The organism is Herbaspirillum sp. YR522 (assembly GCF_000282575.1).
GTDB lineage: Bacteria > Pseudomonadota > Gammaproteobacteria > Burkholderiales > Burkholderiaceae_D > Herbaspirillum.
The window spans coordinates 1-26,599 of record NZ_AKJA01000029.1 but is presented as its reverse complement, the minus strand read 5'-3'; the positions used below and the strand labels follow the sequence as shown (position 1 = coordinate 26,599).

The 26,599-nt window shown below is 65.2% G+C and carries 25 protein-coding genes; 4 read left to right on the top strand and 21 right to left on the bottom strand.

The genetic code is table 11. The features are described 5' to 3' along the window. On the bottom strand, nt 1-924 hold a 924-nt coding region (locus tag PMI40_RS05400; protein ID WP_008112948.1), incomplete at its 3' end, for an aldehyde dehydrogenase family protein. A 127-nt stretch (nt 925-1,051) separates the two neighbouring features. Here PMI40_RS05400 and PMI40_RS05395 point away from each other — a divergent pair. After that, a complete protein-coding gene (locus PMI40_RS05395) occupies nt 1,052-2,017 on the top strand; it encodes a LysR family transcriptional regulator (protein ID WP_008112946.1) in 966 nt (321 codons plus the stop codon). Between the two features lie 76 nt (nt 2,018-2,093). Here the strand turns inward: PMI40_RS05395 and PMI40_RS05390 are convergent, their stop codons facing one another. The 11 genes from PMI40_RS05390 to PMI40_RS05340 form a co-directional block, all read right to left on the bottom strand. Next, a complete protein-coding gene (locus PMI40_RS05390; RefSeq protein ID WP_008112944.1) occupies nt 2,094-3,338 on the bottom strand; it encodes a M20 family metallo-hydrolase in 1,245 nt (414 codons plus the stop codon). Further along, nucleotides 3,335-4,216: an alpha/beta fold hydrolase gene (locus PMI40_RS05385; RefSeq protein ID WP_008112942.1), complete on the bottom strand. Its 882-nt coding sequence runs from the start codon at nt 4,214-4,216 to the stop codon at nt 3,335-3,337. Before PMI40_RS05385 ends, PMI40_RS05390 begins: the two co-directional genes overlap by 4 nt. Nucleotides 4,217-4,227: 11 nt before the next feature. Continuing rightward, nucleotides 4,228-5,361: a pyridoxal phosphate-dependent aminotransferase gene (locus PMI40_RS05380; protein WP_008112940.1), complete on the bottom strand. Its 1,134-nt coding sequence runs from the start codon at nt 5,359-5,361 to the stop codon at nt 4,228-4,230. A gap of 107 nt (nt 5,362-5,468) precedes the next feature. Continuing rightward, a complete protein-coding gene (locus PMI40_RS05375; protein WP_040501704.1) occupies nt 5,469-6,251 on the bottom strand; it encodes an SDR family oxidoreductase in 783 nt (260 codons plus the stop codon). Between the two features lie 63 nt (nt 6,252-6,314). After that, a complete protein-coding gene (locus tag PMI40_RS05370) occupies nt 6,315-7,043 on the bottom strand; it encodes a GntR family transcriptional regulator (RefSeq protein ID WP_008112936.1) in 729 nt (242 codons plus the stop codon). 53 nt (nt 7,044-7,096) lie between these two features. Next, nucleotides 7,097-7,840, bottom strand: a complete 744-nt coding sequence (locus PMI40_RS05365) for an ABC transporter permease (RefSeq protein ID WP_008112934.1) — start codon at nt 7,838-7,840, stop codon at nt 7,097-7,099. After that, entirely contained in the window at nt 7,837-8,583 is a 747-nt protein-coding gene (locus tag PMI40_RS05360; protein WP_008112931.1) for an ABC transporter permease, read from the bottom strand. The genes PMI40_RS05365 and PMI40_RS05360 overlap by 4 nt, the downstream gene beginning before the upstream one ends. Beyond that, nucleotides 8,580-9,404, bottom strand: coding sequence for an ABC transporter ATP-binding protein (locus PMI40_RS05355; protein WP_008112929.1), 825 nt, complete (start codon nt 9,402-9,404; stop codon nt 8,580-8,582). The genes PMI40_RS05360 and PMI40_RS05355 overlap by 4 nt, the downstream gene beginning before the upstream one ends. After that, complete coding sequence (locus PMI40_RS05350) at nt 9,401-10,309, bottom strand: ABC transporter substrate-binding protein (protein ID WP_202949699.1); 909 nt, start codon at nt 10,307-10,309, stop codon at nt 9,401-9,403. Before PMI40_RS05350 ends, PMI40_RS05355 begins: the two co-directional genes overlap by 4 nt. 589 nt (nt 10,310-10,898) lie before the next feature. After that, nucleotides 10,899-11,093, bottom strand: coding sequence for a YqaE/Pmp3 family membrane protein (locus PMI40_RS05345; protein ID WP_008112926.1), 195 nt, complete (start codon nt 11,091-11,093; stop codon nt 10,899-10,901). Nucleotides 11,094-11,263: 170 nt separating this feature from the next. After that, nucleotides 11,264-12,412 (bottom strand): diguanylate cyclase, encoded by a 1,149-nt coding sequence (locus PMI40_RS05340; RefSeq protein WP_040501698.1) that lies wholly within the window; start codon nt 12,410-12,412, stop codon nt 11,264-11,266. Nucleotides 12,413-12,609: 197 nt separating this feature from the next. On the opposite strand from PMI40_RS05340, the gene PMI40_RS05335 reads away from it, so the two are divergent. Continuing rightward, complete coding sequence (locus tag PMI40_RS05335) at nt 12,610-13,326, top strand: hypothetical protein (protein ID WP_008112922.1); 717 nt, start codon at nt 12,610-12,612, stop codon at nt 13,324-13,326. A gap of 21 nt (nt 13,327-13,347) precedes the next feature. Here PMI40_RS05335 and PMI40_RS05330 read toward each other — a convergent pair whose 3' ends face one another. The 6 genes from PMI40_RS05330 to atzF form a co-directional block, all read right to left on the bottom strand. Next, complete coding sequence (locus PMI40_RS05330) at nt 13,348-14,163, bottom strand: alpha/beta hydrolase (RefSeq protein WP_008112920.1); 816 nt, start codon at nt 14,161-14,163, stop codon at nt 13,348-13,350. Then, nucleotides 14,163-14,963, bottom strand: coding sequence for an ABC transporter ATP-binding protein (locus PMI40_RS05325; RefSeq protein WP_008112918.1), 801 nt, complete (start codon nt 14,961-14,963; stop codon nt 14,163-14,165). Before PMI40_RS05325 ends, PMI40_RS05330 begins: the two co-directional genes overlap by 1 nt. After that, complete coding sequence (locus PMI40_RS05320; protein ID WP_008112916.1) at nt 14,956-15,852, bottom strand: ABC transporter permease; 897 nt, start codon at nt 15,850-15,852, stop codon at nt 14,956-14,958. Before PMI40_RS05320 ends, PMI40_RS05325 begins: the two co-directional genes overlap by 8 nt. A gap of 37 nt (nt 15,853-15,889) precedes the next feature. Then, the gene (locus PMI40_RS05315) at nt 15,890-16,831 is read right to left on the bottom strand and encodes an ABC transporter substrate-binding protein (RefSeq protein ID WP_008112914.1); all 942 of its coding nucleotides are present in this window, start codon (nt 16,829-16,831) and stop codon (nt 15,890-15,892) included. Nucleotides 16,832-16,972: 141 nt separating this feature from the next. Continuing rightward, complete coding sequence (locus PMI40_RS05310) at nt 16,973-17,467, bottom strand: DinB family protein (RefSeq protein ID WP_008112913.1); 495 nt, start codon at nt 17,465-17,467, stop codon at nt 16,973-16,975. Nucleotides 17,468-17,508: 41 nt separating this feature from the next. Further along, on the bottom strand, nt 17,509-19,356 hold the full coding sequence (gene atzF, locus PMI40_RS05305; RefSeq protein WP_008112911.1) for an allophanate hydrolase: 1,848 nt from the start codon (nt 19,354-19,356) through the stop codon (nt 17,509-17,511). A gap of 128 nt (nt 19,357-19,484) precedes the next feature. On the opposite strand from atzF, the gene PMI40_RS05300 reads away from it, so the two are divergent. Beyond that, nucleotides 19,485-20,369 (top strand): LysR family transcriptional regulator, encoded by an 885-nt coding sequence (locus tag PMI40_RS05300; RefSeq protein WP_008112908.1) that lies wholly within the window; start codon nt 19,485-19,487, stop codon nt 20,367-20,369. Here PMI40_RS05300 and PMI40_RS05295 read toward each other — a convergent pair. The 3 genes from PMI40_RS05295 to PMI40_RS05285 form a co-directional block, all read right to left on the bottom strand. After that, complete coding sequence (locus PMI40_RS05295) at nt 20,366-24,163, bottom strand: ATP-binding protein (RefSeq protein ID WP_008112906.1); 3,798 nt, start codon at nt 24,161-24,163, stop codon at nt 20,366-20,368. The two genes, PMI40_RS05300 and PMI40_RS05295, sit on opposite strands and share 4 nt — an antisense overlap. Before the next feature lie 117 nt (nt 24,164-24,280). Continuing rightward, nucleotides 24,281-25,531 (bottom strand): MFS transporter, encoded by a 1,251-nt coding sequence (locus PMI40_RS05290; RefSeq protein ID WP_008112904.1) that lies wholly within the window; start codon nt 25,529-25,531, stop codon nt 24,281-24,283. Between the two features lie 119 nt (nt 25,532-25,650). Then, nucleotides 25,651-26,097 (bottom strand): hypothetical protein, encoded by a 447-nt coding sequence (locus PMI40_RS05285; RefSeq protein WP_008112902.1) that lies wholly within the window; start codon nt 26,095-26,097, stop codon nt 25,651-25,653. Nucleotides 26,098-26,396: 299 nt separating this feature from the next. On the opposite strand from PMI40_RS05285, the gene PMI40_RS23715 reads away from it, so the two are divergent. After that, nucleotides 26,397-26,599 (top strand): hypothetical protein (locus tag PMI40_RS23715; RefSeq protein ID WP_008112901.1); only part of this gene is annotated, 203 nt, incomplete at its 3' end.

Genomic DNA, 26,599 nt, shown 5'->3' with positions numbered 1-26,599 from the left:
CGGCAGCAGCCGCTCACCCACGTCGCCCACCAGTACCGCCACCGAGATCGCCATGCAACGCTCGCCGGCCGAACCGTAGGCCGCGCCGATGAGGGCGTCGACCGCTTGTTCGAGATCGGCGTCGGGCATCACCACCAGGTGGTTCTTGGCGCCGCCCAGGGCCTGGTAGCGCTTGCCGAAGTGGGTGGCGCGCTCACCGATGTAGCGTGCGATAGGCGTCGATCCGACGAAGCTCACGGCCTGCACGGCGGGATGCTCGAGCAGCGTGTCGACCGCCACCTTGTCGCCCTGCACCACGTTCAATACACCGGGCGGCAATCCGGCCTCGGTAAACAGCTTGGCCATGAAGATGCTGGCGCTGGGGTCGCGCTCGCTGGGCTTCAAGATGAAGGCATTGCCGGCGGCGATGGCCACCGGGAACATCCAGCATGGCACCATGCAGGGGAAATTGAATGGGGTGATCCCGGCTACCACGCCCAGCGGCTGGCGCAAGGTCCAGTTGTCCATGCCGGTGCTGACCTGGTCCGAGAAATCGCCCTTGAGCAGTTGCGGTATGCCGCAGGCGAATTCGATGATATCGATGCCCCGTGCGACTTCACCCTGCGCATCCGAGAACACCTTGCCGTGTTCGGCGGTGATGATCGCCGCCAGCTCGTCGCGGCGCTCGTTCATCAACTGCAGGAACTTGTTGACGATGCGCGCCCGCCGCACCGGCGCCGTGTCGCCCCAGGCCGCAGCCGCCCTGAGCGCCGACTGCACCGCCGCATCGACTTCTTGCGGGGCGGCCAGGGCCACCTTGCGGGCCGCCACGCCGGTGGCGGGATTGAACACGTCCTGCGAGCGGCCGCTGGTGCCCGCCACGACCTGGCCATCGATATAGTGCTCTACCGCTTGTGACGATGCGTATGCTGCAATCTTGTTCATTTGTTACGTCTCCGGTGTAAGGGTGATGTCGAATGATCGCGCTTTTGCGCAGTGAACTCAATAATCTAAAATTTGATTCATTGTTAAATTTTATGAACAATAGCGCACCACTCATTTCATCATCGTCATGGACAAATTAAACGGCGAACCCCTCTGGGGCCACATCTTCACCTTGATCGTACTGGGCGAGACGGGCAGCTATACCGCAGCCGCCACCCGGCTGGGGGTGACCAAGAGCGCCGTGAGCCAGCGCATTGCCGAGCTCGAGCGCGTGGTCAAGATCGAGCTGGTGCAACGCACCACCCGCAGCGTGCGGTTGACGGCCGAAGGCTTGCGCTTCATCGAGGCCAACCGGGCCTACTACGAGGGTATCGACCGCAATTTCCAGGAACTGTGCGATTCGATCCGCGAGCCGCGCGGTATCGTCAAGGTGAGTGCGCCGGTGGCGCTGGGTCGCCAGCAGATCGTGCCGCGGCTGGCCGCTTTCCTGGGTCGCTTTCCCGATGTGCGCATCGAGCTTGAATTGAGCGACCAGCTGGTCTCGCTGGCCAAGGAGGGTTTCGACCTGGCGATCCGCCACAGCAACGCGGCCCCCGACACCCATGTGGCCTGGACCCTGTGCGAGACCCGCGCCGTGCTGGTGGCGTCGAAGGCCTACCTGAAGCGGCGCGGCCACCCCGCCACGCCGCAGGAACTGGCCGGGCACGAATGCCTGCACTACCTGCGTCGCGGGCAAGTACCGATGTGGAGTTTTGCGCGCCTGGGCCATGGCGACCAGCAGGTGAGCGTGCCGCTGCGGGGGCCGATGGCTACCAACAACAGCGAAGCCCTGCGCGAGTGCGCCCTGGCCGGGCTGGGCATCACGCTGCTACCGGATTTCTCGGCCCAGAAAGACTTGGAGAGCGGCAAGCTGGTCAGCGTGCTGCCCGACTGGAAGTCGGTAGGCACCTTCGGCGACCGGCTCTACGTCATCCGCCCCTACAGCCCCTATATCTCGCGTCCGGTGCGCGAGTTCGTCGACTACATCCGGGCGGCGCTGGGCGGCGGGTTCGGTTCGGCGGCGCTGCAGGCGCGGCAGGACCGGGGTCGGTGAGCCGGCCGGGTCCGGCCGATGCCAGGACCCGGCACGTCGCCATCCATTGCCCGGCCGCACCGCGACCAGGTCGACCTCACCGGTCGTTGGCCAGCTCCAGCAGCACCTCGGTCAATACCCGCGCACCGGCGGCGGCATCGGCCGGGGTGATGGCCTCGGCTTCGTTGTGGGTGATCCCGAGATGGCAGGCGATGAAGATCATCGCCGATGGGCACACCTCGTGCAGGTACCTGGCGTCATGCCCGGCCGCCGACAGGATGTCCTGGTGGCTTACCCCCAGCTTGCGCGCGGCCGCGCGGATCCGCTCGCGCATCGCTTCGGGAAACTCCAGCGACATCGCCGTCGACAATTCCTTGACGGTGACCTCGCATACCCCGGCGTATTGCTGGCAGATGGGCGCGATGGCGTCGCCCAGTTCGCGCAGCACGGCCGATACCGGATGGCGCAGGTCGATCGAGAACGTGACGCTGCTGGGCACGACCGAGGGCGCATTGGGCGTTACCGTAAAACGGCCCACGGTGAACTTGACGATGTCCTCGGCGTCGTGAATGCGTCGCGTCAGGGCCTGCACCATATCGATGGCCGCCAGCAAGGCATCGCGCCGCTCGGCGCGGGTAGAGGTGCCGGCGTGCGCCGCCTCGCCCTGCACGGTCACCTGGAAGGTGCGCTTTCCCTGGATACCGGTGACCACGCCGATGGTGGTGTTGTCGCGTTCCAGCACGGGTCCCTGTTCGATATGGGCCTCGACATAGGCCGCCAGCTGGCCACCGATCGGCCGCAGCACGATGTCGTCCAGCGCCACGGCCGCATCGGCCAACGCATGCTTGACGCTAGTGCCACCGCTGTCCTGCACCGGTTCGATATCGGCCAGGCGACGGGCGCCGGCAAATACGGCCGAGCCCATCATGCCGGGGGCGAAGCGCGACCCCTCTTCGTTCATCCAGGCCACCACTTCGATATTGCGACGCGGCTTGATGCCGGCCGCATGAATCGCTTCGCAGGCTTCCAGGGCGGCCAGTACGCCATACACGCCGTCGTACTTGCCGCCGGTCGGCTGGCTGTCGAGGTGCGAGCCCGACAGCACCGCCGGCGCCGCTGGATCGCTGCCGGGCAGCGTCAGGAAGACGTTGCCGGCGGCGTCGCGCGAGGCATGCATGCCGATGGCCTGGCCCCATTGGATCAATTGCCGGCTGGCCACGAAGTCCTGTGCCGACAGCGCCTGCCGGTTCACGCCGCCGGTGGCCGTGGCGCCGATCGTGGCCAACTGCTCGTGGCGCTGCCAGAGCCGCGCTTCGGATACCTGGGCAGACACCGCGCTCATGATGTCTTCATGATCTGCGACGGTTGCGAACGCGCATCGCGTGGCAGCCAGGCATCCTGCGCCACGCTGGCCAGGAACTCGGCCACCAGCTGGTTGAACAGCGCCGGGTCTTCCAGGTTCAGGGTATGCCCGGCCTTGGGCATGACCGCCAGGCCCGAGGCCGGGATGGCGCGCTTCATGAAGATGCCCGGTTGCAGGCAATGGTCGTCTTCGTCGCCGACCACGATCAGGGTCGGCACGGGCATCGCCTTCAATTGCTGTTCCAGGTCATACAGCGATGGACGGCGGGCCTGCACCCCGCGCATGGTCATGGCCGAGCCCAGCGCCGAGTGCTGCGACAGATGATGCTGGAATTCCTGCCAGCCGCGCGGGTCCTTCTGCAGGAACGGGATGCGCGAAGCCGCCAGCGCGTAGGTCTTGGAAAACTGTTGCGCACCCTGCTTTTCGAACTGCGCCGCGACCTCCAGCGAGACATCGCGGAAATAATCCTCGTGTTCCTTCTCGGCGCCATAACCGGCGCCTGCCACCACCAGCGACAATGCGCGTTCGGGCGCGATCAGGCCGAAATGCACCGTCGCGAAACCGCCCATCGACAAGCCGACGATGTGCGCACGATCGATCTCCAGGGCGTCGAGCACGTCGCGGATATCCTCGGCCGCACGTCGCTGCGAATATGCCTCGATGTCTTCCGGCACCGCCGACGGCGGATAGCCGCGGGCATTGAAGGTGATGCAACGATAGCGGCGCGAGAAATAGCGCACCTGCGGTTCCCAGCTGCGCATGTCGCCCCCGAACTCGTGGACGAACACGATGGCCTGGCCGCTGCCGGTGTCTTCGACGGCCAACTCGACCTGGTCGCTGGTGGTAATGATGGGCATGTCGGCTCCTTTCAGAAGAGGTCCTTGGGGACATCGATGGTGCGTGCCAGCTCGACCATCTCGGGCAGCAGCTGGCAGAAGCGATCGGCCCACTCCTCCGGCACGGTCAAGCTGACCTTGACGAAGCGCTCGCCGAACATCCTGGTGTGATACGCCCCCTGGCGGATCATGATGCCGCGGGTCTGGTAGGCCGCCACCAGCGCCTCGGGCTTGATGCCGGCGCCGATGGTCTCGATGATCAGCAGGTTGGCCTGGGACGGATAGACCGGCACCGCCAAGCCGTCGATCTTCAATGCCGCCTCGGCCACCACCTGCTGGTTGCGGCGCTGGCGGCGCCAGATCTCGGGGAACCACTCTGCCTTGCTCTTGAGGCCGGCAATCGCCGCCCGCTGCGACAGCACATTGCTGCCCAGGTTGTTGGGCGGTGCGGTGGCCAGCAGCTCGATGATATCGGCATGCGCCAGCACCGCGCCCAGGCGCATGCCGGCCAGGCCCAGCCACTTCGAGAAGCTGTAGATCTGGATCGACTTCTCGGGATAGAACCGGAACGCCGGGGTGAAGCTCTCGGCAAAGCTGCTGTAGGTCGAATCGTGGATCAGGTAGGCGCCTACCGATCGGGCGATCTCGGCGAAGGCGCGGATCTCGTCCTCGGTATGGCAGGTTCCCAGCGGGTTATTGGGATCGACCAGGTAGATGACGCGGGTGTTTTCGTTGACCGCGTCGCGCAATTGCTGCGCCGTCAGCTTGTAGCCCTGCTCGGCGTTGTAGATCGGCAGCTCGATCACGTTGGCGCCGGCCTTGCGCGCAAAGTGCATCGGCCATGCCCAGCTGGGGTTGGTGGTGACGAAGTCGGTACCGGGCTTGCAGATGTTGCTGCAGACGTTGTACAAGGCCTCGACCGCGCCATCGGTGACCAAGACCGAGGCGTCGGGAATGCCCATGTCCTCGCGGATCAGCTTGCGCAGTTCCTCGAAGCCGGCCGGTGGTGCATAGGCGTGGTACTCGCCGCTGTCGATGGCGTCGATCACGGCCTGGCGCACCGACGGGTGAGGCGCGTAGTGGTTGGTGTTCTGGCCCAGCCACATCAAGCCCTCGGTGTTGCACAGCTTGTCGAAGTACTGGTTGCGGATCTCAAAGGTCTTCATGGTTTTTTCCTAAACGTCGAGACGAGGTTTGCCCATGGAGCCGCCGCTTGCGGCCCCGCTGGAAGGGTTCTGCGCTGCTGCGATCGTGCCGCTGCTGCAATGGCGGGTTACACCACGCTGCGTCGCGAGGCGATGCCACCATCGACCGTGAATACCGTGCCCGAGGTATAGCCCGAGCGGAACGACGCCAGGAACAGGAACAGGTCGGTGATCTCGTGCACCTTGGCCGGACGCTTCAACGGATATTTCTCGAGCAGCTCGTCATAGCGCTCGGCGTCGCCCAGCTTGTTCTGGGCGAACTTCTTGAGCATGTTGTAGATGCGGGTGGTATCGACCGGCCCCGGGTTGACCCCGACCACGCGGATGTTGTCGTCCAGGCTGACCCCGCCCAGGGCGCGCGTCATGGCCATGATCGAGGCATTGCCGGCCGCGCCCTCGATGTAGTTGGGATCGCACACCTCGCCGCCATTGCCGATGTTGTTGAGGATCACGCCGCCGCCGCGCTGCTTCATCTTCGGATAGACCAGGCGAATCATGTCGGCGTAGCCGAAGCCCTTCAACGCCCAGCCGTCACGCCACTTCTCCGGGGCGATGTCGAACAGCGTGCCGCTGGGGATGACGCCGGCATTGTTGATCAGGATATCGATGTCGCCGGCGTCCTCGACGATCTTCTCGCAGGCCCCGGCGGCGGTCATGTCGGCCGCCGTGTAGGTGATCTTCACGCCGAAGCGCTCGACCAGCCCGGCGCTCATTTCCTCGAGCTTGTCCTGCGAACGGGCCGTCAGGTGCAGGTCGCAGCCTTCTTCGGCGAACGAGTGCGCCAGTCCTTCGCCGATGCCCTGCGAGGCGCCAGTGATCAGTACCTTCTTACCTGCCAGTTGCAAATCCATCATGATGTTGTTCCACCGTGTCTTGTTAGCGATTGAAAGTAGTCTGCCGTGTCTTCGGTTCGGTCATTGATCCGGATTCATGATGCGCGGCAGTTGCGCAATGAAGTCGACCATGTCGTCGCCCAGCAGGCTGACGTGATCCGACGCCGCCGCTGCAGCCGCCTTCGGGTCCTTGGCCTGGATCGCCGCGATGATCTGGGCATGTTCCACCAGCGTGGCCTGCATGCGCCCCGGCAGGTAGGTCACGTGCTTGCGGTACATCGATACCCGGCGGCGCAGCTGGCGCGTCTGGTCCACCACGAATTCGGTATGCGACGCGTGGTACAACGCATCGTGGAATTCGGCATTGATGGCGTAGAACTTCTCGGGGTCGGCATTGACGATCTCGGCTTCCAGGCGCCGCTGGATATCCAGCAGCTGTGCAATCTCGTCGGCCGTGGCGCGGCGCGCGGCGTACCTGGCGCACATGCCCTCGAACATGGCCATGGTGTCGAACATCTCCATCAACTTGGGGATCGACAGCACCGATACCCACACGCCCTGGCGCTGGCGCACCTCCAGCAGGCCGGTCGCCACCAGCGCCTTGATGGCTTCGCGCATGGGCGTGCGCGAGACCCCGAATTGCTGGATCAGGGCCTGCTCGTCGACCCGGGTGCCGGGACGCAACAGGCCGCTGACGATCATCTCTTCGAGCGCGTCGCGCAATTGGTCGGAGCGGCTTTCGCGGGCGGCATCCATCGGTTCGAATGGGTTCGGTGACGGTTCGGTTGGTTCGATCGCTTCAATTTGCATGATTTACTCGCTACTTTCTTATCGTTGTTGCTTGCTGCCACGCCAGGGCAGGCTCAATTCCACCAGATGGTCTTTCTCAGCACGCCCACCAGCATCGCGTACAGCAGCAGGCTGGCCATCGACGACAAGGCGACGGCGGCCCACACGGTGGTCGAGTCCATCTGGGCGGTGGCCTGGTAGATCACCTGGCCGATGCCGGCATAGGCGCCCAGCATCTCGGTGACGATCACCACCACCGTGCTGCGGGCAAACCCGACCCGCAGGCCATTGGCCAGCGACGGCAGCGCCGCCGGCAGGCGCAAGCGCCACAGGATGGCCAGGCTGCCGGCGCCAAAGCTCTTGTACAGGTCGACGTGCGCCTGTTCGGGACGGCGCAGGCCGGTCAGGGTGTTGATCAACACCGGAAAGCTGACCGCCAGCGCCGCGATGGCCACCTTGGAACTCATGCCCACGCCGAACCAGATCAGCGCCAGTGGCACGAAGGCGACGGTGGGTACCATGCTGATGGCCACCGCCACCGGCATGACCAGCGCCTCGACCGGCTTGACCTGCATCACCAGGATCGCCAGCAGCACGCCGATCACCGAGCCCAGGGCAAACCCGGCCACGGTCTCGCCCATGGTCAGGCCCAGGTGGCCCAGCATCTGTGCGATGTTGCCCAGCACGTGGGCGGCAATCAGGCTGGGCGTGGGCAGCACGAATACCGGCACGTGCATCAGCGTAACCACCAGTTGCCAGCCGATCAGCGCGGCGGCGATGGCCAGCAGCACCTGTGCCTGCGAAGCCAGGCGACTCATTCGACTCTCCACCATACGAACTTCCTCTCCAACAGGCTCACCAGGCCATACAGCACACTACCCAGCAGGCCGGTGGCAATGATCAGCACCCATACCCGCAACACGTCTTCCACATACAGCGCCTGCAACAGCATCACGCCCAGGCCCACCGTGTCGCCGAACCACTCGCCCACGATCGCACCCACCAGCGCCAGCGACAGGCCGGTCTTGAGGCCGACCATGATGGCCGGCATGGCGGTGGGCAACTCCACCAGCCGGAAGACGTCGACCTGGGAGGCACCGAAGCTGCGAAACAGGTCGATGCGCTGGCGCTCTCCCATGCGCATGCCATGCAGCGTGCTGACCGAGATCGGGAAGAACGCCAGGAAGAACGAAATGAATACCTTCGCCATCAGGGTGTTGCCGAACCAGATCACCACGATGGCCCCGAAGGCCACCACCGGAATCGTCTGCAAGGCCACGAAGATCGGAAACAGCGAGCGTTCGAGCCAGGCCACCTTGGCAAACAGGATGCCCCACGCCACGCCGAAGACGATCGCCAGCAGGAAGCCCAGCACCGCTTCCCAGCCGGTGTGCAGCACGCTGGCCAGCAGCTCGGCACTGACCGCCTGGGCGTTATGCAGGATCGGGCCCAGCGCCGGCAGGTAACGATCCGGCACCGACAGCGCCGGCACGATGAAGGCCCACGCCAGCAACAGCAGCAGCGGCGCGGCGATGGTCCTGGACAGACCCTTGGCGTTCATTTCCGGCTTCCTTCGAAGGACTTCAGGCTCTCTTCCTCCACCACCGCCAGCAGCCGCTTCTTGATGGCGGCAAAGGCCGGCGTGGTGGCGATCTCGGCCGCGCGCGGACGGGGCAGGTCGATCTTCTCGCTGTACTTGATGGTGCCGGGACGGGTCGACATCACGGCCACCTTGTCGCCCATGAAGATCGCCTCGTCGATATCGTGGGTGATGAACAGCACCGTGCGCTTGTGATGGGCCCAGATGTCGAGCAGCCAGCGCTGCATCATCGAGCGGGTCAGGGCGTCGAGCGCACCGAAGGGCTCGTCGAGCAGGATCAGGTCGCGCTCGAACAGGAAGGTGCGCATCAGCGCCACGCGCTGGCGCATGCCCCCCGACAGTTCATGCGGGTACTTGCCCTCGAAGCCGGCCAGGCCGAACTCGGAAAACAGGGCACGGGCCTTGTCGCGCGCATCCTTCTTGCGCATGCCCTCGACTTCGAGCGCGACGATGGCGTTGTCGAGCACGGTTCGCCAAGGCAGCAGCAGATCGCGCTGCGGCATGAACGATACCTTGCCCAGCAGCTCGCCATGGCGCTGCTCGCGACCGGCGAAGACGATGCCGCCGTCGGCGTCCGGTGCCAGCAAGCCCGCGATCATGTTGAACAGGGTCGACTTGCCGCTGCCGGAGGGGCCGATCAGGGTCACGAACTCGCCCTTCTGCAGCGACATGTTCACACCCTTGACCGCCACCACCTGGTTGGCGCCCTCGCCGAATCGCTTGGACAGGTTGACCAGCTCGATCAGGGGCTGTCCGGATTGCGGTGCTTGCATCATGCTCATGGCAGCTTGTACTCCGCAGGCACCTTGTCCCAGAACTGGTTGGTGAAGGCCGGGCCGACATCGATGGACGACTTCAGGGCCTGGTACTTCAGCAGGTTGGCGTTGGTGATGGTGGCCGCTTCCAGGTCGACCCAGCCCAGGCCGCGGGTCTTGCCCTGGGCGGCCTGCATCAGCTGCGCATAGGCCGCCAGCATGTTGGTCTGGTGGGTCTTGTTGAGGCCGGAGCCGTTCTTCATGACGATATCCACCGCCTCGGGCTGGTTCTGGATGGCGTACTTCCATCCCCGCAGCGTGGCGTTGAGGAAGGCCTGCACCACTTCGGGCTTGTCCTTGATCATCTTCTCGGAGGTGATGATGGCGTTATCCTGCACCCGTACGCCGTAGGCATCGGCGCGGAAGATGTTGACCGCAACGTTCTTGTCCTTCAACACCAGCAATTCGTTGTACATCGTCACGGTCGAGACGTCGTACTTGCCATCGATGAAGGGTTGCATCGAGAACGGCTGCGACACGATGCTGACCGACTTCTGGTCCACGCCTTCGTTGCCCAGCGCCGTGAAGAGCTGGTATTGCGATCCGGTGAACCAGGCCGATACCGTCTTGCCGCTGAAATCCTTGACCGACTTGATGCTCGATGCCTGGTGCGACACGAAGGCATACGGCGTGGTCTGCAGCGTCATGCCGATGGCGACGATGGGCAGTTTCTTTTCGCGCGCGAAGAGGATGGCGTCGGTGGCGCCCGACACGGCGAAGGTATCGGCGCCGGAACCCACCAGTGTTTCGGTCGAGATATTGGGGCCGCCCGGATTGATCTTCACGTCCAGGCCTGCCTGTTTATAGAAGCCTTTTTCCAGCGCCACGTAGACGCCGGCAAACTGGGTCTGGGTGACCCAGCGCAAGCGCACGGATACAGACTCTTCGGCATGCGCGCCGCACGCTGCCATCAGCGACATCGCGGCCGCAGCGTATACAAGACCTTGCTTAACAAATCTCATAATTTCCTCCTGGTATCCAATGAACGAAAGATTGCATCCTCGCCGTTCATTTAGCATTTATCGTGCCATGTCCTTTTGCGGTACTGGCCGTGTCTTCTGCGCTTGGTATGCACTAACTCAGATTCAATATCCAATAAATGCACTTTTTGTATGCAGAGTTATACCTCTCGTAGTGCAAAGCGACAAGAAAGCACGCGTGAGAAGTTTGAATGCGAGGGAAAAAACTTAACCAGTTATTGTTATGACAACATCGACGGCGCGCGGCCGTGGCACGGGGCGCCTGAAGCGGGCAGATGCCGTTCTGGGAGGGGGCGGGAAACGGGCGTTTGCCGCAACCGGAGTGCCCGGCCTGGTTCGAAGCCTTGGCTGGCGAAGCTTCCGCGCCGTCGACCTGGCGCCGCCATGGAGCCTTTCAATCGGCGGCCGGTCCCGGCGTCGGCCGGAACCGTGATGCATTACCGGGCCGATCGTGCGGCGCCCGGCGACCGGGATCGACCTGCTAGACGCGCTGCTTGAGCGCCTTTTCTATCTTCCGGTCGGTCTTGTACTGGCTCAATGCATAGACGGCCCAGATCGCCGCCGGCAACCAGCCGATCACGGTGATTTGCAGCAGCAGGCAGATAATGCCTGCAATGGGGCGGCCGATCGTGAAGAACGTCAGCCAGGGCAGAATCAGGGCAATCAAGAGTCGCATATCGTGGTTTCATCCTGCCCCTGTGCCGCGAGGCGCCGGTCGAGCGGATGCTCGGTACTGTGGACCCGTTACTTGACCACGCTCCAGACGGCCAGTTCATCGCCATAGGGATCGTGTCCGGAGTTGTCTCCGATGATACGGCAGGTCCCCGGCGGCCAACGGATTCGGCCTCAGCCGACCGGCATCACCCTGACCCGGTCGCGTCCGGCACGCTTGGATTCGTACAGCGCGGCATCGCCCAGTTCGAGCAGGGCGGCCAGGCTCGCCGGCGGGCGCTCGAACAGGGTCGCGCCCACGCTCAGGGTGACCGCCTTGGGCGTGACGAACATCTCGCGCGCGATCTGCCCGAAGGCTTCGCGCAAGCCATTGCCCAACCGCACCACCGCCTCGCCGGAAGCCTCGCGCAGCAGGATCACGAATTCGTCGCCGCCCAGGCGGGCCGCCAGCGAGCCTTGCGGCAGCACCTCGCGGATCATCTCGCTCAGCGCCACCAGCAGCTTGTCGCCGGCACTGTGCCCATGCAGGTCGTTGGCCTGCTTGAAGTTGTCGATATCGATCAGCAGCAGGGCGCCCGGGCTGGCCGCGCTGGCATGTTCGAGCAAGGCCGGCGCGCGCAGGTCGAGGGCGCGCCGGTTGAACAAGGCGGTGAGGGGATCGCGCGCGGCGAGCTGCTCGATGCGTTCCTCGCGGCGATGGCGCTCGGTGCCGGTCATCGACAAGGCGATCAGCATGATCGCCATGGCCCCCTCCACCAGTGACACCTGGATCACTTCGCCCCGAAATGCGGCGAGGTCGAGCGAGGCGCCCAGCGCCAGCACCGACAAGGCCTTGGCGAGATAGAACAGGCCATGCACCAACAGCACGTAGCGCAACTGCACGGCACCGACGCTGAGCGAAACGCCATGCGGACGCAGCAGGAAGCTGGCGCGCAACGTAATGCCGGCGATCAGCAGCGACTGCACGCACAGCATGCCCCTGGACCACCAGGGCGCGCCCGGCAACAGCAGCATCGACAACCAGGCGATGGCCACCAGCGACCAGCCGCGCGAGAGCCGGGTGCGCGTGAAGCGGGCGACGCCCGCCAGGAACAGCCAGTGGGCGGCGATGAGCAAACCGTTGGCAAACCAGATGCCGACCACCAGGTAGCCGCTGGAGCGCAGCAGCGCCAGCACGCAACCGACGGCGATGACACCGAATCCGGCGCTCCAGTACAGCAGCGATCTTTCGCCCACGCTGGCCCACTCCACGGCCAGGTAGAGCGCTGCGGCCGCGGCCAGCGCCGTGGAGAGAACAAGGATGGTGGAGGGATCGAGTGCCATGACGTAACCATTCTGCAAAAGCCTGGCCGCACGCCCTGGGCGAGCGTGCGGCATCGAGCGGCCGTATTCTACGTCGCCTGCGGGCTTTGGTTCCATCAGCGTTTTCCCTGACCGGTACGACACCCGGGCTCGCGTGTCAGAGCGCTGTCAGGCCGGTATGCGACCATGGGCGGAAAATCGATGGGGAGGAAAACATCATGCGCCAGCAATACTGGATCGGGCTGGTCGTCGCCGGCACGCTGGCGTGGCCATGGCCGGCGCAGTCGCAGGAGGTCCCGGCCCACCTGGCCAGCGCCAGGTACCTGCTGCAGGACGTAGCGCCCGAAAACAATAGTTACCAGTATCGAGGGTGGATCCGGTTCAGGGGCGACAAGACCCCGTTCGGCCAGGCCGCTGTCTCGGAAGTGCATACCGACTGCAGCGGCCTGGTGGGGGCATTGCTGGCCCGCGACGCGCCGCGGGTGATGCAGGCATTCGAGCACCAGCGCTGGAAATCGTATCCGAAGGCCGAGAATTTCTACGCCGCCATTGCGGCCGGTGATGGCTTCATGCCCAGGAAGAGCATGGAAGAAGTCGAAGTCGGCGACATCTTCGCCGCCAGGTTCGTCAACGACAGAAATACCGGCCATGTCATGCTGGTCGACGCCAGGCCGCGCTTGATCGAGACTCCGATCGAGCCGATCCTGCCCGATACCAGGCAGTGGGAAATCGTGGTCATCGATTCGTCCAGCGCACACGGCACGACCGATACCCGCTATCGGCCAGGCGGCGCCAGGCAGACCGGGATCGGCCGCGGCAGCGTGCGCGTCTATACCGACGCCGACGGCCGCTTGGTCGGCTGGGTGATGACGATGGCGCCGCGTACCCGCTTGCGCAGTAGCGGCGACCTGGCCATCGGCAAGCCGCTGCCTTGAATATGGCCTGGCCGCAGCCGCTCAGCGCCGGGCAGCGGCGCGGATCTCGGCCAGCAACACACCGTCGGCGCGCGCCAGGTGGTCGAGGATACTGAAATGGTCGGCCCCCTCCAGCGCCACGGTGGCGCCCGGCAGGCCGGCCCGGTACTGGCCGAACAGGCGGCTTTGCGCCTGCAGCTGGGGCAGCTCCGCGGTGCCGTAGGCGATCACGAAGGGGGTGGCGGCCGGTGCACGGCGCACCGGACTGAGCCGGTCGATCTCGCTGGACGTCAGTTGCAGCGCGGCGTTGAGCTTGGTCAGCGCCAGCGGCGCCAGGTCGTAGATGCCGCTGATGCCCAGCCCGGCGATGACGCCCGGGCAATCCATCGCCATGGCCGTCAGGTGGCCGCCGGCGGACCAGCCGCTCAACAGGATGTCGCCCGCCCCGCCGTGCTCGAGCGCATGGGCGCGCACCGCCGCGATGGCTTGCCGCACTTCGGCGTCGATACGGGTCAGGCTGGCCTCGGGCGCCAGCGTGTAGCCGACCAGCGCCGCGCCCAGGCCCTGTGCGAGCGCCCCCTCGACCACGAAGCGGAAGGTATTCTTGTGCCGCATCTGCCAGTAGCCGCCGTGGATGAACAGCAGCGTCGGTGCACCCGGCTGCCCCGCAAAGAAATCGTAGCGCTGGCGCTCGGCCGGGCCGTAGGGGATGTCCAGCCGGACCTCGGCCTGGCGTACCAGCGCATCGCTGCGGCGTTCATAAGCCGCCAGTTGCCCGGCGCTGTCGGCCACCGCAGCCGAATTGTCGTAGGCGGCGTCGCGTTGGGGCTGCGACCAGTCGACAAGGGACTGGAGCATCAGTGCGCCTTTGCATGGTGCGCGACATGGCTGCTGAGCATGTCGGTCAATTCCTCGCGCACCCGGTTGAATTCGGGCGAGGTGATGCGCCGCGGACGTTCCAGCGGAATGGTGTAGTCGCGCTCCACCCGGCCCGGCCCCGCCGTCATGACCACCACCCGGTCGGCCATCAGCACCGCTTCCTCGACCGCGTGGGTGACGAAGATCACGGTCAGGCGCGTCTTGTGCCAGATATCCAGCAATTCCTTTTGCAGCACCTCGCGGGTGAGCGCGTCGAGCGCGCCAAAGGGTTCATCCATCAGCAGCACTTCGCAATCGTTGGCCAGCACCCGGGCGATCGACACGCGCTGCTTCATGCCACCCGACAGCTGGCTGGGAAAGTGGCCCTCGAACCTGCCCAGGCCCACCATGTTGAGGTAATGATCGGTCAGCTCCTTCAAGCGGGCTTGCGGCAGGCCGCGCTGGCGCGGGCCGAAGGCGATGTTTTCACGCACCGTCAGCCACGGAAACAGGCCGTAGTCCTGGAACACCATGCCGCGCTCCGGGCCCGGTTCGGTGATGGGGCTGTGATACAGCCTGGCCTGGCCGGTCGATACCGATTCGAAGCCACCCATGATGCGCAGCAGCGTCGACTTGCCGCATCCGGAGGCGCCGATGAGGCAGATGAATTCGCCCTTCTGGATCTGCAGGTTGACATCCTTGAGCGCATGGATGGGACGACCGTTGAGATCGAACACCTTGCCGACGTTGGCGATATCGAGGATCGGCGCCGGGGTGCGTTGCTTGATCGGCTCAGACATTATGTTGCGGGCTCCACTTGAGCAAACGGTTGTTGAGGGCGACGATGAACCGGTCGGTGACGAAACCGCTCACGCCGATCACCACCATGCCGGCGATCACGACATCGGTGCGCGAGAGCATGCGCGCATCCATGATGGCCGCGCCCAGGCCCTGCTGGACCCCGGTCATCTCACCCACCACGATCAGGAACCACGAGATGCCGTGTCCCAGCCGCAGGCCGTTGAAGATCGACGGCATGGCCGCCGGCAACACCACCTGGCGAAACATCGAGGTTCCCTTGCAGCCCAGCATGGCGGCCGCTTCGAACAGTCGGCCATCGACCGACTTGACGCCGAAGGTGGTGTTGATGACGATCGGGAAGAATGCTCCCAGGAACACCAGGAAGATGGCGGCATTGGGGCCGACGCCAAAGAAGATCATCGACAGCGGCAACCATGCCGTGACCGGCACCGGTCGCAGCATCTGCAAGGTGGGATCGACGAAGCGCCTGAAGGCGGCATTCTTGCCGATCACCAGGCCGAGCGGTATGGCCACCAGCGACGCCAGTGCGAATGCGCCGTAGACCCGGGTGATCGACTTCCACCAGTGCACCGCCAGGCTGCCGCTGAAGGCATCGTCGTAGATTCCGCCGAAGGCGAAATCCCACAGCATCAATGCCACCTCCTTGGGCGACGGCACCAGCATGGTCCCGCTCCAGGTGACGGCCAGGTCCCATGCCACCAGCAGCAGCAGCGGCAACACCACCGGCACCAGCCACCTGGAGAGCCAACTGCGCACCGCGCCAGCCTGCGCCGGCAGTGCCGCCGCCACGCTGCTGGCGGCGCCGACGTCGGGCTGCGCGGTGGCAGTCGCCGCCGGAGCGTGCGAATTCAAATCTGAAGTTGACATGATGCGGTTTCCAGGTGATCTGCGGTGGGGCAGGTGCTTACGACTTCGGCCCCAGGTCGGGGACGATGAAGCTGCCGTAGTCGGGCAGCTTGCGGATCTGCTTGCGCTCCAGCATCAGCGAGCAGTAGTACTGGATGCGCTGGGTCCACTGCGCGTCCGGCTTCCAGGCGAAGGTGACGTTGTCGGCGGCCAGCTTGGCCACGTCGGCCGACAATCCCAGCTTGGCACTGGACATCTCGACCACGGCAGCGCGGTTGGCCATGGCGTATTCGGACGCCTTCCTGTGGATCTCGAGGAACACCTTCACCAGCGCCGGATCGGACTTGATGGTGTCGGCATGGGTGGTCATCACCATGTTGAGGTTGCCCACCGAGGTGCTGTACGGGTATTCCAGTACCTTGCCCACGCCGCGCACCACGCTGATCGACGGACCCGGCTCGGCGCCTACATAGGCGTCGATGTCGCCGCGTTCGAGCGCACCGGCCATCTCGCTGAAGGACAGACGCACCGATTGCACGTCCTTGATGGTCATGCCCTCGGCCTTGAGGCGATCCAGGAACACCGCTTCCTGCGTCGAGCCCGGCAGGATACCCACGCGCTTGCCCTTGAGCGCCTTGAAATTGTCGATCCCGGCATCCTTCTTGACCACGATCCCCATGCCGCCGTTGCCGCTCTGGGCGATCACCACCACCGGCTCGCCGACGGCCGCGCCCAGGATCGATGCCGCCACGCCATATGTGCCGAAGTCCACCGACTTGGTGACCACCGCATTCTTGCCATCGGTCGGGGTCTCGAACGGGATGACCTCGATCTTGTAGCCCGGCGGCGTGAACTTGTCATAGAAGTACGGCACGATGGAATGGATCAGTTTCAATCCCCCGACCTTGATGACCTTGTCGGCAGCGTATGCCGGCGAGCCCAGGGCAACTGCCAGGGCGGACGAGACTACGGAAGCGAGCAAGAGGCGGCGCGACAGCATGGAGGTTTCCTTTTCAGAGAGAGCACGGATGGAAGCGGGCCGTTGCATACCATGTCGTACGCAACATGACCGAATTCGAAAAGCAAGCGACGTGCCAAGCTCGGGCACTGCCGCTGGCACCAGGCAGCCGGTGCGAATGGCTCACTGGCACAGGTACACGCAAAGATCGGTCTCGGGCGGTTGCGCACCGACATCGAAGAACATCTGGCTCACCCAACCACGGTGATAGGTCTTGTGATTGATGATGTGCAGGAACATCGCACCGCGCGTCATCTGGCACGCCTGCCCGGTGACGAAGTTGAACGCCAGCCGTTGACTGAAGCTTTCCTCGGTCTGCGCGCCGGCCCAGTCCAGGTACCACCGGTTGATCTTGCATTGCTGCGCCACCAGGTCGTCGAAGGCCGGGTACAGCACATCGCGCCGGGTCGAGAACCCATGCTGCTGGCCGCACAGGTGCGACCGCCAGATGAGATCGACCACCAGGTTGTGGTTCAGGGTGCCGAGCATGGACTTGAACAAGGTCGCGCCTTGTCGGTCGATGGCGCCCTCGGGCAACGCGCCCATCGCCTCGAACAGGACCCGGTCGGCCCAGTCGCTGTAGCGTGCCAGCATCACCGCGGTGTCGCTCGTCATCATGATCCGTTTCCCTTATCCGGATGGCACTCGGCAGCACATCGTCAGGGCGCCGGCTGGCCTGCCTGCGCCAGGCTCGCCCGGTAGGCGCGCCAGCCGCCAAGGTGCGTGATGTCGCGCGCCTGCTGCAGCGCATAGGGTTCGCACAGGAAACCCTTTACGGTACTGCCGTCTTCCAGCGTGACGGTGCCGATGCCCAGTGGTGCCGGGATCTCGTCGACGAACGCACCGAAGCCGGCCAGCGGCAGGTCCCAGATCTCGACTTCGATGTTGCCCGCCGCCGAGGCGTCGCGGATCATCCCCGGCTTTTCCGGCGTGGTGTTGGCCAGCGCGTAGAGGGCATACCCCGGCGCGGTACGGGTGCGCGAGCGCAGCCGTGCGCCGCGCCCGGTGAGCTGGTGATTGAGCGGCTGGCCCGACAGGTGGGCACCGACCACGGCCACGGCGATGGTCTCGGCCACGGCCGGCGCCGCCGACGGCACCGCCGGTTGCCCGCCCTGCTGGTTGGTGAAGGCGCGCGCCAGGCAAGCGATGGCGCCATCTTCGAACGCCCGGCCCACGAAGGTCACGCCGAACGGCAAGCCATTGCCGCGCAATCCGGCCGGCACCGCGATGGCCGACAGGTCCATCAGGTTGACGAAGTTGGTGTAGTAGCCCAGGTTGCTGTTGAGGAGCACCGGGTCGGCCAGCATCTGCTCGACCGTGTAGATGGTGGGGGCGGTGGGCAGCAGCATGACATCGATAGCTCGCCAGGTCTGCTCGGCCTGGCGCACGTAGTCCGCCAGCCGGTAGATCGCATTGAAGGTATCGACCGCGCTCATGCCCCTGGCCGACAGCACGATGTCGCGCACCACCGGATGCACTGCCTCGGGCTGGCGCTCGACGAAGTCCTCGATCGCCGCCAGGCGCTCGGCCACCCAGGGGCCGGCATACAACAGCTGCGCGGCTTGCTGGAACGGCAGGTAGTCGAACCTGACACAGGTGCCGCCCTGCCCTTCGAGCTTCTCGATGGCTTGCGCGAACAGCGCCTCGGCCTGGTCATCGCCGAAGAATTCCAGCTGATGCGCGGCCGGCACGCCAAAGGTGAAACGGTTCGGCCATTGCTTCTCGGCCAGCGCGGCGGGACCGGCCTGGCGCGAGAAGGCATCGGCCACGTCGTAGCCCGCCGCGACCCGTGTCACGGCCAGCGCATCGTCGACCGTGTGGGCAAATACGCTGATGCAGTCCAGGCTGCGCGCCGCCGGCACCAGGCCCGATCCCGAAAACAGGCCCTTGGTGGGTTTCAGTCCCACCAGGTTGTTGAACGAAGCCGGTACCCGGCCGGAACCGGCCGTATCGGTGCCCAGCGCAAACACCACGCTGCCATTGGCCACCGCCACCGCAGAGCCGCTGCTGGAGCCGCCCGATACGTAATCCTGGTCGAACACGCAACGCGGGATGCCGTACGGCGAACGGCTGCCGTTCAAGCCGGTGGCGAACTGGTCGAGGTTGGTCTTGCCCACCGGAATCGCCCCCGCATCCACCAGCTGCTGCACGACGAAGGCGTGCTGCTGCGGTTCATAGGCAAACTCCGGGCAACCGGCCGTGGTCGGCAAACCCAGTACATCGATGTTGTCCTTGACCGCGAAGGGGATGCCGAACAACGGCAATTCGCCCCCCGCATCCCGGCGCGCCTGGGCCGCGGCCAGCATCGCCATGGCTTGCGCCAGCGGCATCACGCTGATCCAGACCGGTGCCGGGCCATCGGCCTCGATACGCGCCAGCAGGTCGGCGATCACCTGCGCCGGACTGGCGCCAGCGGCGTAGGCGCTGCGATAGGAAGCCAGGTCGTGCAAGGGCCCGAGCCGGGTGGCCGGGGCTCCAACAGCGGAACGGGTGGTGTCGGTGGTCATCGTTGGCGGTCAATTCGGGAATCGATGATCCGAGCATAGAAGATAACGGTGATGCAATCCATTGCTTGATTTTCACCATCCCGTTGCTCAAAATGGAACACCCCGCTCCCACCAGACCCGCCAGCCCCATGAAACACCTCCAGACCTTCCGCTTCATCGATGACGTGGCGCGTCGCGGCTCGATCCGCAAGACCGCCGAAAACCTGAACATCACGCCGTCGGCGCTGACCCGCAAGATCAGGGATTTCGAGGAGGAACTGGGCGCGGCGATCTTCGAACGGCTGCCGCAAGGCATGCGCCTGAATGCGGCCGGCGAGCTGCTGATTCGCCACATCCGGGACCAATTGGCCGATTTCGACCGGCTGCGTTCGCAGATCGCAGACCTGTCGGGCGTGCGCCGGGGGCATGTCACGGTGGCGTGCAGCCAGGCCTTCGTCGATAGCGTGCTGCCCGATGAAATTGCCGCCTACCGGACCCAGTTCCCGCAGGTATCGATCTCGGTGCAGGTGCGGGATCACTCGGCCGGGCTGGCCGCGCTGGCCAGTTTCGAGGCCGACCTGGCCTTGCTGCTCGACCCGCCGCTGGCCATCGATATGCGCGAACTGCTGGTCACGGCCCAGCCGTTATGCGCCGTCATGAGCAGCAGCCATCCGCTGGCGCGGTTGGACTCGGTACGGCTGCGACAATGTTGCGAGTATCCACTGGCCATGCCCAGCCAGGCGCTGGCCATCCGCGCCCAACTGGACAAGGCGATCCACCAGCGCCAGTTCACGCCGGAGATCCCGGTCCAGTCCAGCTCGCTGGAATTCCTGCGCAGCTACGTGCTGCGCGAGCATGCCGTGACGTTCCAGATCCAGAGCGGCGTGCCGCGCAACGACACGCGCATCTGCGCGCGGCCCATCGATGTGCGCGATATCGCACCGATGCGCATCGTGCTGGGCCAGCTCAAGGGACGGGCGCTGTCGATCGCGGCGGCCAAGTTCGCCGACCAGTTGAGCAATCACCTGGCCTAGCCGCGCCCGACTCCCGCAAGAATCTCCAGCAGGCGTTCGAGCGACGCCGGCTTGGTCACATGGTGGTCGAAGCCGGCGGCGAGCGCGCTGGCCTTGTCGGTCTCGGCGCCGCGGCCGGTCAGCGCGACGAACCTGGCATGGTCCAGGCCCGGGATCTTGCGCAGTGCTGCCGCCACTTCATAGCCGGACATGTCGGGCAGCCCGATGTCGAGGAACACCACATCCGGCCGGCTGGCAGCGGCGATCTCGAGCGCCTGGCGGCCGCTGGCGGCAATGCGTGCGGCGTGACCGTGATAGTCCATCAGCATGGACAGCATCTCGGCGCTGTCGACGTTGTCGTCCACGATCAGGATATCCAACACCCGTGCCCGACCCGATGGCACCGGCGCGCCCGCTCGCCCGCCCGGGCGCTGCTGGTGCACGCGCGGCAGCCGTACCGAAAAGCGGCAGCCCTGCCCCAGGCCTTCGCTGGCGACCGATACCTCGCCGCCATGCAGGTCGACCAGCCGCTTGACCAGGTGCAGCCCGATGCCCAGGCCACCCTGCGCCCGGTCCACTTCGGCCTGGACCTGGGCGAACATGCTGAAGACGCTGGTGATGTGCTCGGCCGACAGGCCGATGCCGTTATCGGTGACGGTAATGACGGCGTAGTCGCCATCGGCGTGCGAGGCGACCACGATCTTGCCGCCGGGCGGCGTGTACTTGGCGGCATTGTTGAGGATATTGCTGATCACCTGGGTGATGCGATTGGGATCGGCATCGATGACCAGGGTCGGATCGGGCACCTCGACGATCAGCTTGTGCTGGTTCTTCTCGATGAGTGGCATGCTGATCTCGACCGCATCCGAAAATGCCTCCTTCATCGACACCTGCTGCTTCTGCAACTTGATCTTGCCCTCGGTGATACGGGCGATATCGAGCAGGTCTTCCACCAGGTGGCCCAGGTGCCGCACCTGGCGCTCCATCATCTGGTGGATGCCGCGCTGGCGCTCGTTGTCCGAACCCAGCATCTTGATGACTTCCAGGCCGTTGCGGATCGGCGCCAGCGGATTGCGCAGTTCGTGCGCCAGGGTCACCAGGAACTCGTTCTGGCGCTGGTTCACCAGGGCCAGGTCATCGGCCAGTATCTCCAGCGTGCGCTTGGCTTCGCGTTCATCGTGCACATCGATGATCGAGCCCACGAAGCCGACGCCCTGGCCGGCTTCGTCGAACAGGGGCGTGCCGGATACGGCTGCCCAGCGGTAGGCGCCGCTGGCATGGCGCAGCCGATAGACCTGGTGGAAGGCGACGCCGGCATCGCGCCAGGCGGCGATGTCCTGCCCGGCGCGTTGCCGCTCGTCGGGATGGACGCTGGCCACCCACCCGGCATCCGGGTCCGGCCCTGCCTGTTGTCCGCTGAAGTCATACCAGCGTCGGCTCAGGTAGGTGGTGCGACCGGCCTGGTCGGTGGTCCAGATGATCGCGGTGGAGGCATCCACCAGCGACCTGAAATACTGTTCGCTCAGTTCCAGCGCCGCCCGCGCGGCACGGCGGCGGCGACTGGCGTCGACCTGGCCCTTGATGCGGCTGAGCAATTCGTTGGCAGCGAACGGCTTGACCAGGTAATCGTCGGCGCCGGCCTGGATGCCTTCGATCTTGGCTTCTTCACCGGCGCGGGCCGACAGCAGGATCACCGGCACATCCCTGGTGGCGTCGTTGGACTTGATCCTGGCCAGCAGGCCGAAACCGTCCAGCACCGGCATCATGACGTCGCTCAACACCAGGTCGGGCGGCGCGGCACACACGGCGGCATAGGCCGCCTGGCCATCGGCACAGGCCTGCACCGTGGCATAGGATTGCAGCAGGCGCTTGAGGTACTCGCGCATGTCGCGGTTGTCGTCGGCGATGACGATATGCACCGGGTGCGCCTGGCCGGCCAGCGACAACGGCGAAAGCGACGACAGCGGCGGCTCGTCGACCGCCTCGATAGCGCCGGGCTGCGCATCGGGCAACCAGGCTTGCGCCTCCTGGATGAAGGCGATGCCGGGTTGGGCATCCTTGCTCACGGCCACCGTATCGAGGCCGGCGATCTCAGCCTGCTTCAGGTGCGCGCTACCCAGCGGGATCTCGACATGAAAGCGCGATCCCTGGCCCGGGGTACTGGTGGCCCCGATCTGGCCATGATGCAGCTTGACCAGTTCCTGGATCAGGGCCAGGCCGATCCCGGTGCCTTCGTAGGTGCGGCCTTGCGCGTTCTCGATCCGGTGGAAGCGTTCGAATACCCGCGGCAGCTCTTCGGCGGCGATGCCCGAGCCGGTATCGGCCACGACCAGCCGGGCCAGCTCGCCCACCCGTTCGAGGGTGACCCTGATCTTGCCCGCGAAGGTGAACTTGAAGGCATTCGAGAGCAGGTTGAAGACCACCTTTTCCCACATGTCGCGGTCGACGAAGACCGGCTCGCCCAGCTCGGCAATGTCGACCTCGAAGGCCAGCCCGGCCTTTTCGATGGTGGAGCGAAACACGCTGGCCAGGTCTTCGGTCAGCGCCGCCAGGTCGGTGGCGACGAAGCTGGCCCGGGCCCGACCGGCCTCGATGCGCGAAAAATCGAGCAACGCATTGACCAGCTTGAGCAAGCGCTGCGAATTGCGATGCGTCACCTGCAGGCGCACACGTTGCGCCGGGCCCAGCGGCTCGCTGGTATCGGCCAGGGCGTCGTCCAACGGGCCCACCATCAACGTCAGGGGCGTACGGAACTCGTGCGAGATGTTGGAAAAGAATGCGGTCTTGGCACAGTCGATCTCGGCCAGCTCCTCGGCCTTGCGCTGCTCGTGCAGATAGACCAGCACGTTGGTCACGGCAGTGCTGACGGCGTTGCCGAGCAACGCATAGAAGTCCAGGTATTCGGCATCGAGTGCCCGACGCGCGCTGACCCCGGCCACCAGGAACCCGAACGGCAGCTCCGAGCCGGCCGCCATCACCGGCAGGATCACCGCCTGCACCGGCGCCTCGGGATAGGGCCCGGCCGCCACCGTGCCGAAGCGTTCGGCCAGGTCGGGGACCTGGATGATGGCCCGCGCCTGCATGGCCGCGGCGAACGGCCAGCCGCCGACGCCGTCCAGGGCGACACTGTCGGGTGCCATCGGCGCGACCGCAGCGAGGCCGGCAACGCCGCGGCGCTGCAGGGTATCGCCCTGCAGCTGGTAGAACAGCGTGAAGGGCACATCCAGCGACAGCGATTCGTGGCGCTGGACCAGCCCCTGGCAGAGTTCGTCGATCGACAGGCACTTGGCCAGGCCGGCCGCCAGGTCGCGCAGGCATGAGGTACGGCGCGCGCCCAGCACCTTATCGGTCGATTCGGAAATGGGGTGGAACACGCCGCCCACCTCGCCCGATTCGACCCGGATCGGTGAGAACGAAAAAGTCATGAAGGCTTCTTCGAGGTAGCCGTAGCGGTCGAGGAACATGCGCTGGTCGCGGATGTAGGTGCCCTCGCCCTGGTGCGCACGATCGAAGGCATCGCCCACCACCGGCAGCGCCGTGGCCCAGCAGATCTTGAAGTCCTCGCCCATCGATTGCGGATGCTTGGCGCCGCAGATGGGGCGATAGGCGTCGTTATAGATCTGGATATCGTGCGGGCCCCAGGCGATCAGGATCGGGAAGGTCGATGACAGGCACAGGCTGACGGCAGTGCGCAGGCTTTGCGGCCATTGGTCGATCGGCCCCAGCGGCGAATCGCTCCAGTCCATGGAGCGGATCAACTTGCCCATCTCGCCGCCGCCCGACAGCCAGCTGATCTTCGAATCCTGTTCGGCCACTCTATTGCCCCCGCATTGCCTGGTTATTCAAGTCGGACGCCATGCTACTACCTTCCAGGCGCGAGTGTCCGACTGGCGGGAGTTATTTTCTTGCCCGCTGGCGCGGCCAGGACCGGCCTACGGAGCTGGCGGGGCCTGCTCCGGATGCCCACTGGCCGCCGCCCGTGCCAGCTCTTGCGTCACCCGGATCTCGGCGCCGATCGGGGTCATCTGCGCGGCGGCGGCAAAGGGCGCGGCCGGCGCCGAGGCCGGGTGGTGCCTGTGACGCCACAGGAAGAACGCCGCCAGCGCCGCATGCAGCACCAGGAAAGCCCAGAACAGGCCATTGCCGCCGACCCGGTTCATCAGTGGCGAGATGACCATCGGGCTGATCGCCGATCCCACCGAATTGATCAGCAGCATGCCCTGGATCACGCGCACCAGCTCTTGCGCGTCGGCGCGGTCGGCCGAGTGACTGACCGCGACCGGATAGATGGCAAAGATGCAACCGCCGACCAGGAACAGCAGCAGCATCAACAACGGCGGATAGGCCGGCAGCAGCAACACCAGCAACGACAATAGCGCGCAGGCCGCGCTCAATGCCAGCAGCACGCTCTGCCGGTCGCGCCGGTCCGACCAGCGCCCGACCGGATACTGCAGCAGCATCGCGCCGCAGATGGTGCTGGCCATCAATTGGCCGACCTGGCCGATAGCGAGCCCTTCGCGTTGCAGGTAGATGGGCAGCAGGGTGTAGACCGCGGCGATGCCCACGCCGGAACCGAAACTGCCGACCACGCCGGCCGGCGTCATGCGAATCAGATGCTGCGGCATCAACGGTTCGACGGCACCGACCTCGGGCGAGATCCTGGGCAATATGACCATCGGCAGCACCGACATCGAACCCAGCACCCCGGCCAGCATGAAAGGCGCACCGCTGCCCCAGGCGTCGATGCGGCCCAGCAAGGCCTGCGCCAGCATGATGGAGCCATAGAGCGCGATCATGTAGATGGCCAGCAGGCGACCGCGCGACTTGGGGTCGCCCGCCAGCAGCAGCCAGCTCTCGACCACCAGGTAGATGCCGACCATGGCCCAGCCATTGATGAGTCGCAGCAACAGCCAGAACCAGGGATCGAATACCAGGCCCTGCAACAGGAAGGTGATGGCGGTCAGCGAGGCAAAGCCGCTATAGGCCCGGATATGTCCGATGCGGCCGATCAGGCGGTCGCTGGTGACGGCGCCCACGGTCAGGCCCACGAAGTAGGCCGATGAGATGGCGCCGATCATGATGGACGAGACATGCGCCGCGTCCAGTCGCAGCGAGGTCAGGGATGAAATGAAGCCATTTCCCAGGCTGACAAGGAAAAGTCCCAGTAAAGGCCCCAGTACCATGGCCGACGTGTTTCGCGACAAAACGCCCTCTCAACGCAAACCAAATAAAGGGGCGAAGGATACTCGATCGAGCGCTTGCCGCCGGCCCCCGTGATAACTCCGCACCGCTACCCACTATTTCAATGCCGCCGCAGGATCGCCTTGAGGAAAAGCTTGAGGTCCTTGTCGAGATCCATCCCGAAGTCCTGCCGGGCCACGCCGCGAAACACCAGCATCTCCGTGAGTGGGTCGGCGTCGCCGGTGGTTCGCTCGGCGCCCCCCAGGCCGTCGAATTTGATCGCGTAGGAATAGGTCGGGTTGGTCACCGGATGGGGCTCCCGGTCTGCATAGCGGCGGACCTCGAAGCCCAGGCTGACGTAATGCGGCCGGTCGGCGTCCTCGCCCAGTTCGCCAGCCCACCACCCGGCGGCCAGCAACTCCGCGCGCAATGCGGCAACGGTGTTCTTCACGGCGAAAATGGCGCGCGAGGTGATGATGTCGAAGTCTTCCAGCGCCTGCCGCAGCTCGTCCTCTGCGGCCTGTTTCTCCAGGCTTATCTCGCGTATAGCGTCTTCCAGTATGCCCACGGGTGTGCTTTCGTTGGTGTGAAGACGAGATGGTAGCCGACAACCGGCACTGCTGCCGCCGTGGCGGACTGGCGTCGATGCCTGGCCTGTTCGCCTTGGTCGATCCGGGCCGGCAGTGGCGCCGATTCCCATGCGGCGATATTTGATCGACGGTATGGCTGCCGCCCTTTTCTTTTTTTAACAAATCTTATCTTTAACTGATCCTTTTTTGACGCTCGCGTGTCACGCAAATAAGAACGCTTCTTTTTCTCAATATGAGAACGCGTCTTTATTCCTAGTCAACAACGAAAGGTTAGATCATGGGGCAGGTCCGGGCGTCGAGGCGCCAACGTCATTCCGTATTCCAATTGAAGGCCGTGGCATCGGCCGCGCGTCACCTGGTGCTGATGGCGCCGATGCTGGCAGCGCCGTTGGCCCATGCGCAGAGCGCGCCGGCCGCCGACGCCGCCGCCTCCACCACGCCCGCTGCCCCTGCCGGCATCGGCAGCAACAGCAACGCCGT

Coding starts and splice junctions, on each gene's coding strand:
- atzF (WP_008112911.1), bottom strand. CDS start 19,356: ATGACCACCGACACCACCCGTTCCGCTGTTGGAGCCCCGGCCACCCGG.
- PMI40_RS05365 (WP_008112934.1), bottom strand. CDS start 7,840: ATGAGTCGCCTGGCTTCGCAGGCACAGGTGCTGCTGGCCATCGCCGCC.
- PMI40_RS05355 (WP_008112929.1), bottom strand. CDS start 9,404: ATGAGCATGATGCAAGCACCGCAATCCGGACAGCCCCTGATCGAGCTG.
- PMI40_RS05380 (WP_008112940.1), bottom strand. CDS start 5,361: ATGAAGACCTTTGAGATCCGCAACCAGTACTTCGACAAGCTGTGCAAC.
- PMI40_RS05320 (WP_008112916.1), bottom strand. CDS start 15,852: ATGTCAACTTCAGATTTGAATTCGCACGCTCCGGCGGCGACTGCCACC.
- PMI40_RS05300 (WP_008112908.1), top strand. CDS start 19,485: ATGAAACACCTCCAGACCTTCCGCTTCATCGATGACGTGGCGCGTCGC.
- PMI40_RS05345 (WP_008112926.1), bottom strand. CDS start 11,093: ATGCGACTCTTGATTGCCCTGATTCTGCCCTGGCTGACGTTCTTCACG.
- PMI40_RS05325 (WP_008112918.1), bottom strand. CDS start 14,963: ATGTCTGAGCCGATCAAGCAACGCACCCCGGCGCCGATCCTCGATATC.
- PMI40_RS05370 (WP_008112936.1), bottom strand. CDS start 7,043: ATGCAAATTGAAGCGATCGAACCAACCGAACCGTCACCGAACCCATTC.
- PMI40_RS05375 (WP_040501704.1), bottom strand. CDS start 6,251: ATGGATTTGCAACTGGCAGGTAAGAAGGTACTGATCACTGGCGCCTCG.
- PMI40_RS05330 (WP_008112920.1), bottom strand. CDS start 14,163: ATGCTCCAGTCCCTTGTCGACTGGTCGCAGCCCCAACGCGACGCCGCC.
- PMI40_RS05335 (WP_008112922.1), top strand. CDS start 12,610: ATGCGCCAGCAATACTGGATCGGGCTGGTCGTCGCCGGCACGCTGGCG.
- PMI40_RS05395 (WP_008112946.1), top strand. CDS start 1,052: ATGGACAAATTAAACGGCGAACCCCTCTGGGGCCACATCTTCACCTTG.
- PMI40_RS05315 (WP_008112914.1), bottom strand. CDS start 16,831: ATGCTGTCGCGCCGCCTCTTGCTCGCTTCCGTAGTCTCGTCCGCCCTG.
- PMI40_RS05390 (WP_008112944.1), bottom strand. CDS start 3,338: ATGAGCGCGGTGTCTGCCCAGGTATCCGAAGCGCGGCTCTGGCAGCGC.
- PMI40_RS05310 (WP_008112913.1), bottom strand. CDS start 17,467: ATGATGACGAGCGACACCGCGGTGATGCTGGCACGCTACAGCGACTGG.
- PMI40_RS05340 (WP_040501698.1), bottom strand. CDS start 12,412: ATGGCACTCGATCCCTCCACCATCCTTGTTCTCTCCACGGCGCTGGCC.
- PMI40_RS05360 (WP_008112931.1), bottom strand. CDS start 8,583: ATGAACGCCAAGGGTCTGTCCAGGACCATCGCCGCGCCGCTGCTGCTG.
- PMI40_RS05290 (WP_008112904.1), bottom strand. CDS start 25,531: ATGGTACTGGGGCCTTTACTGGGACTTTTCCTTGTCAGCCTGGGAAAT.
- PMI40_RS05385 (WP_008112942.1), bottom strand. CDS start 4,216: ATGCCCATCATTACCACCAGCGACCAGGTCGAGTTGGCCGTCGAAGAC.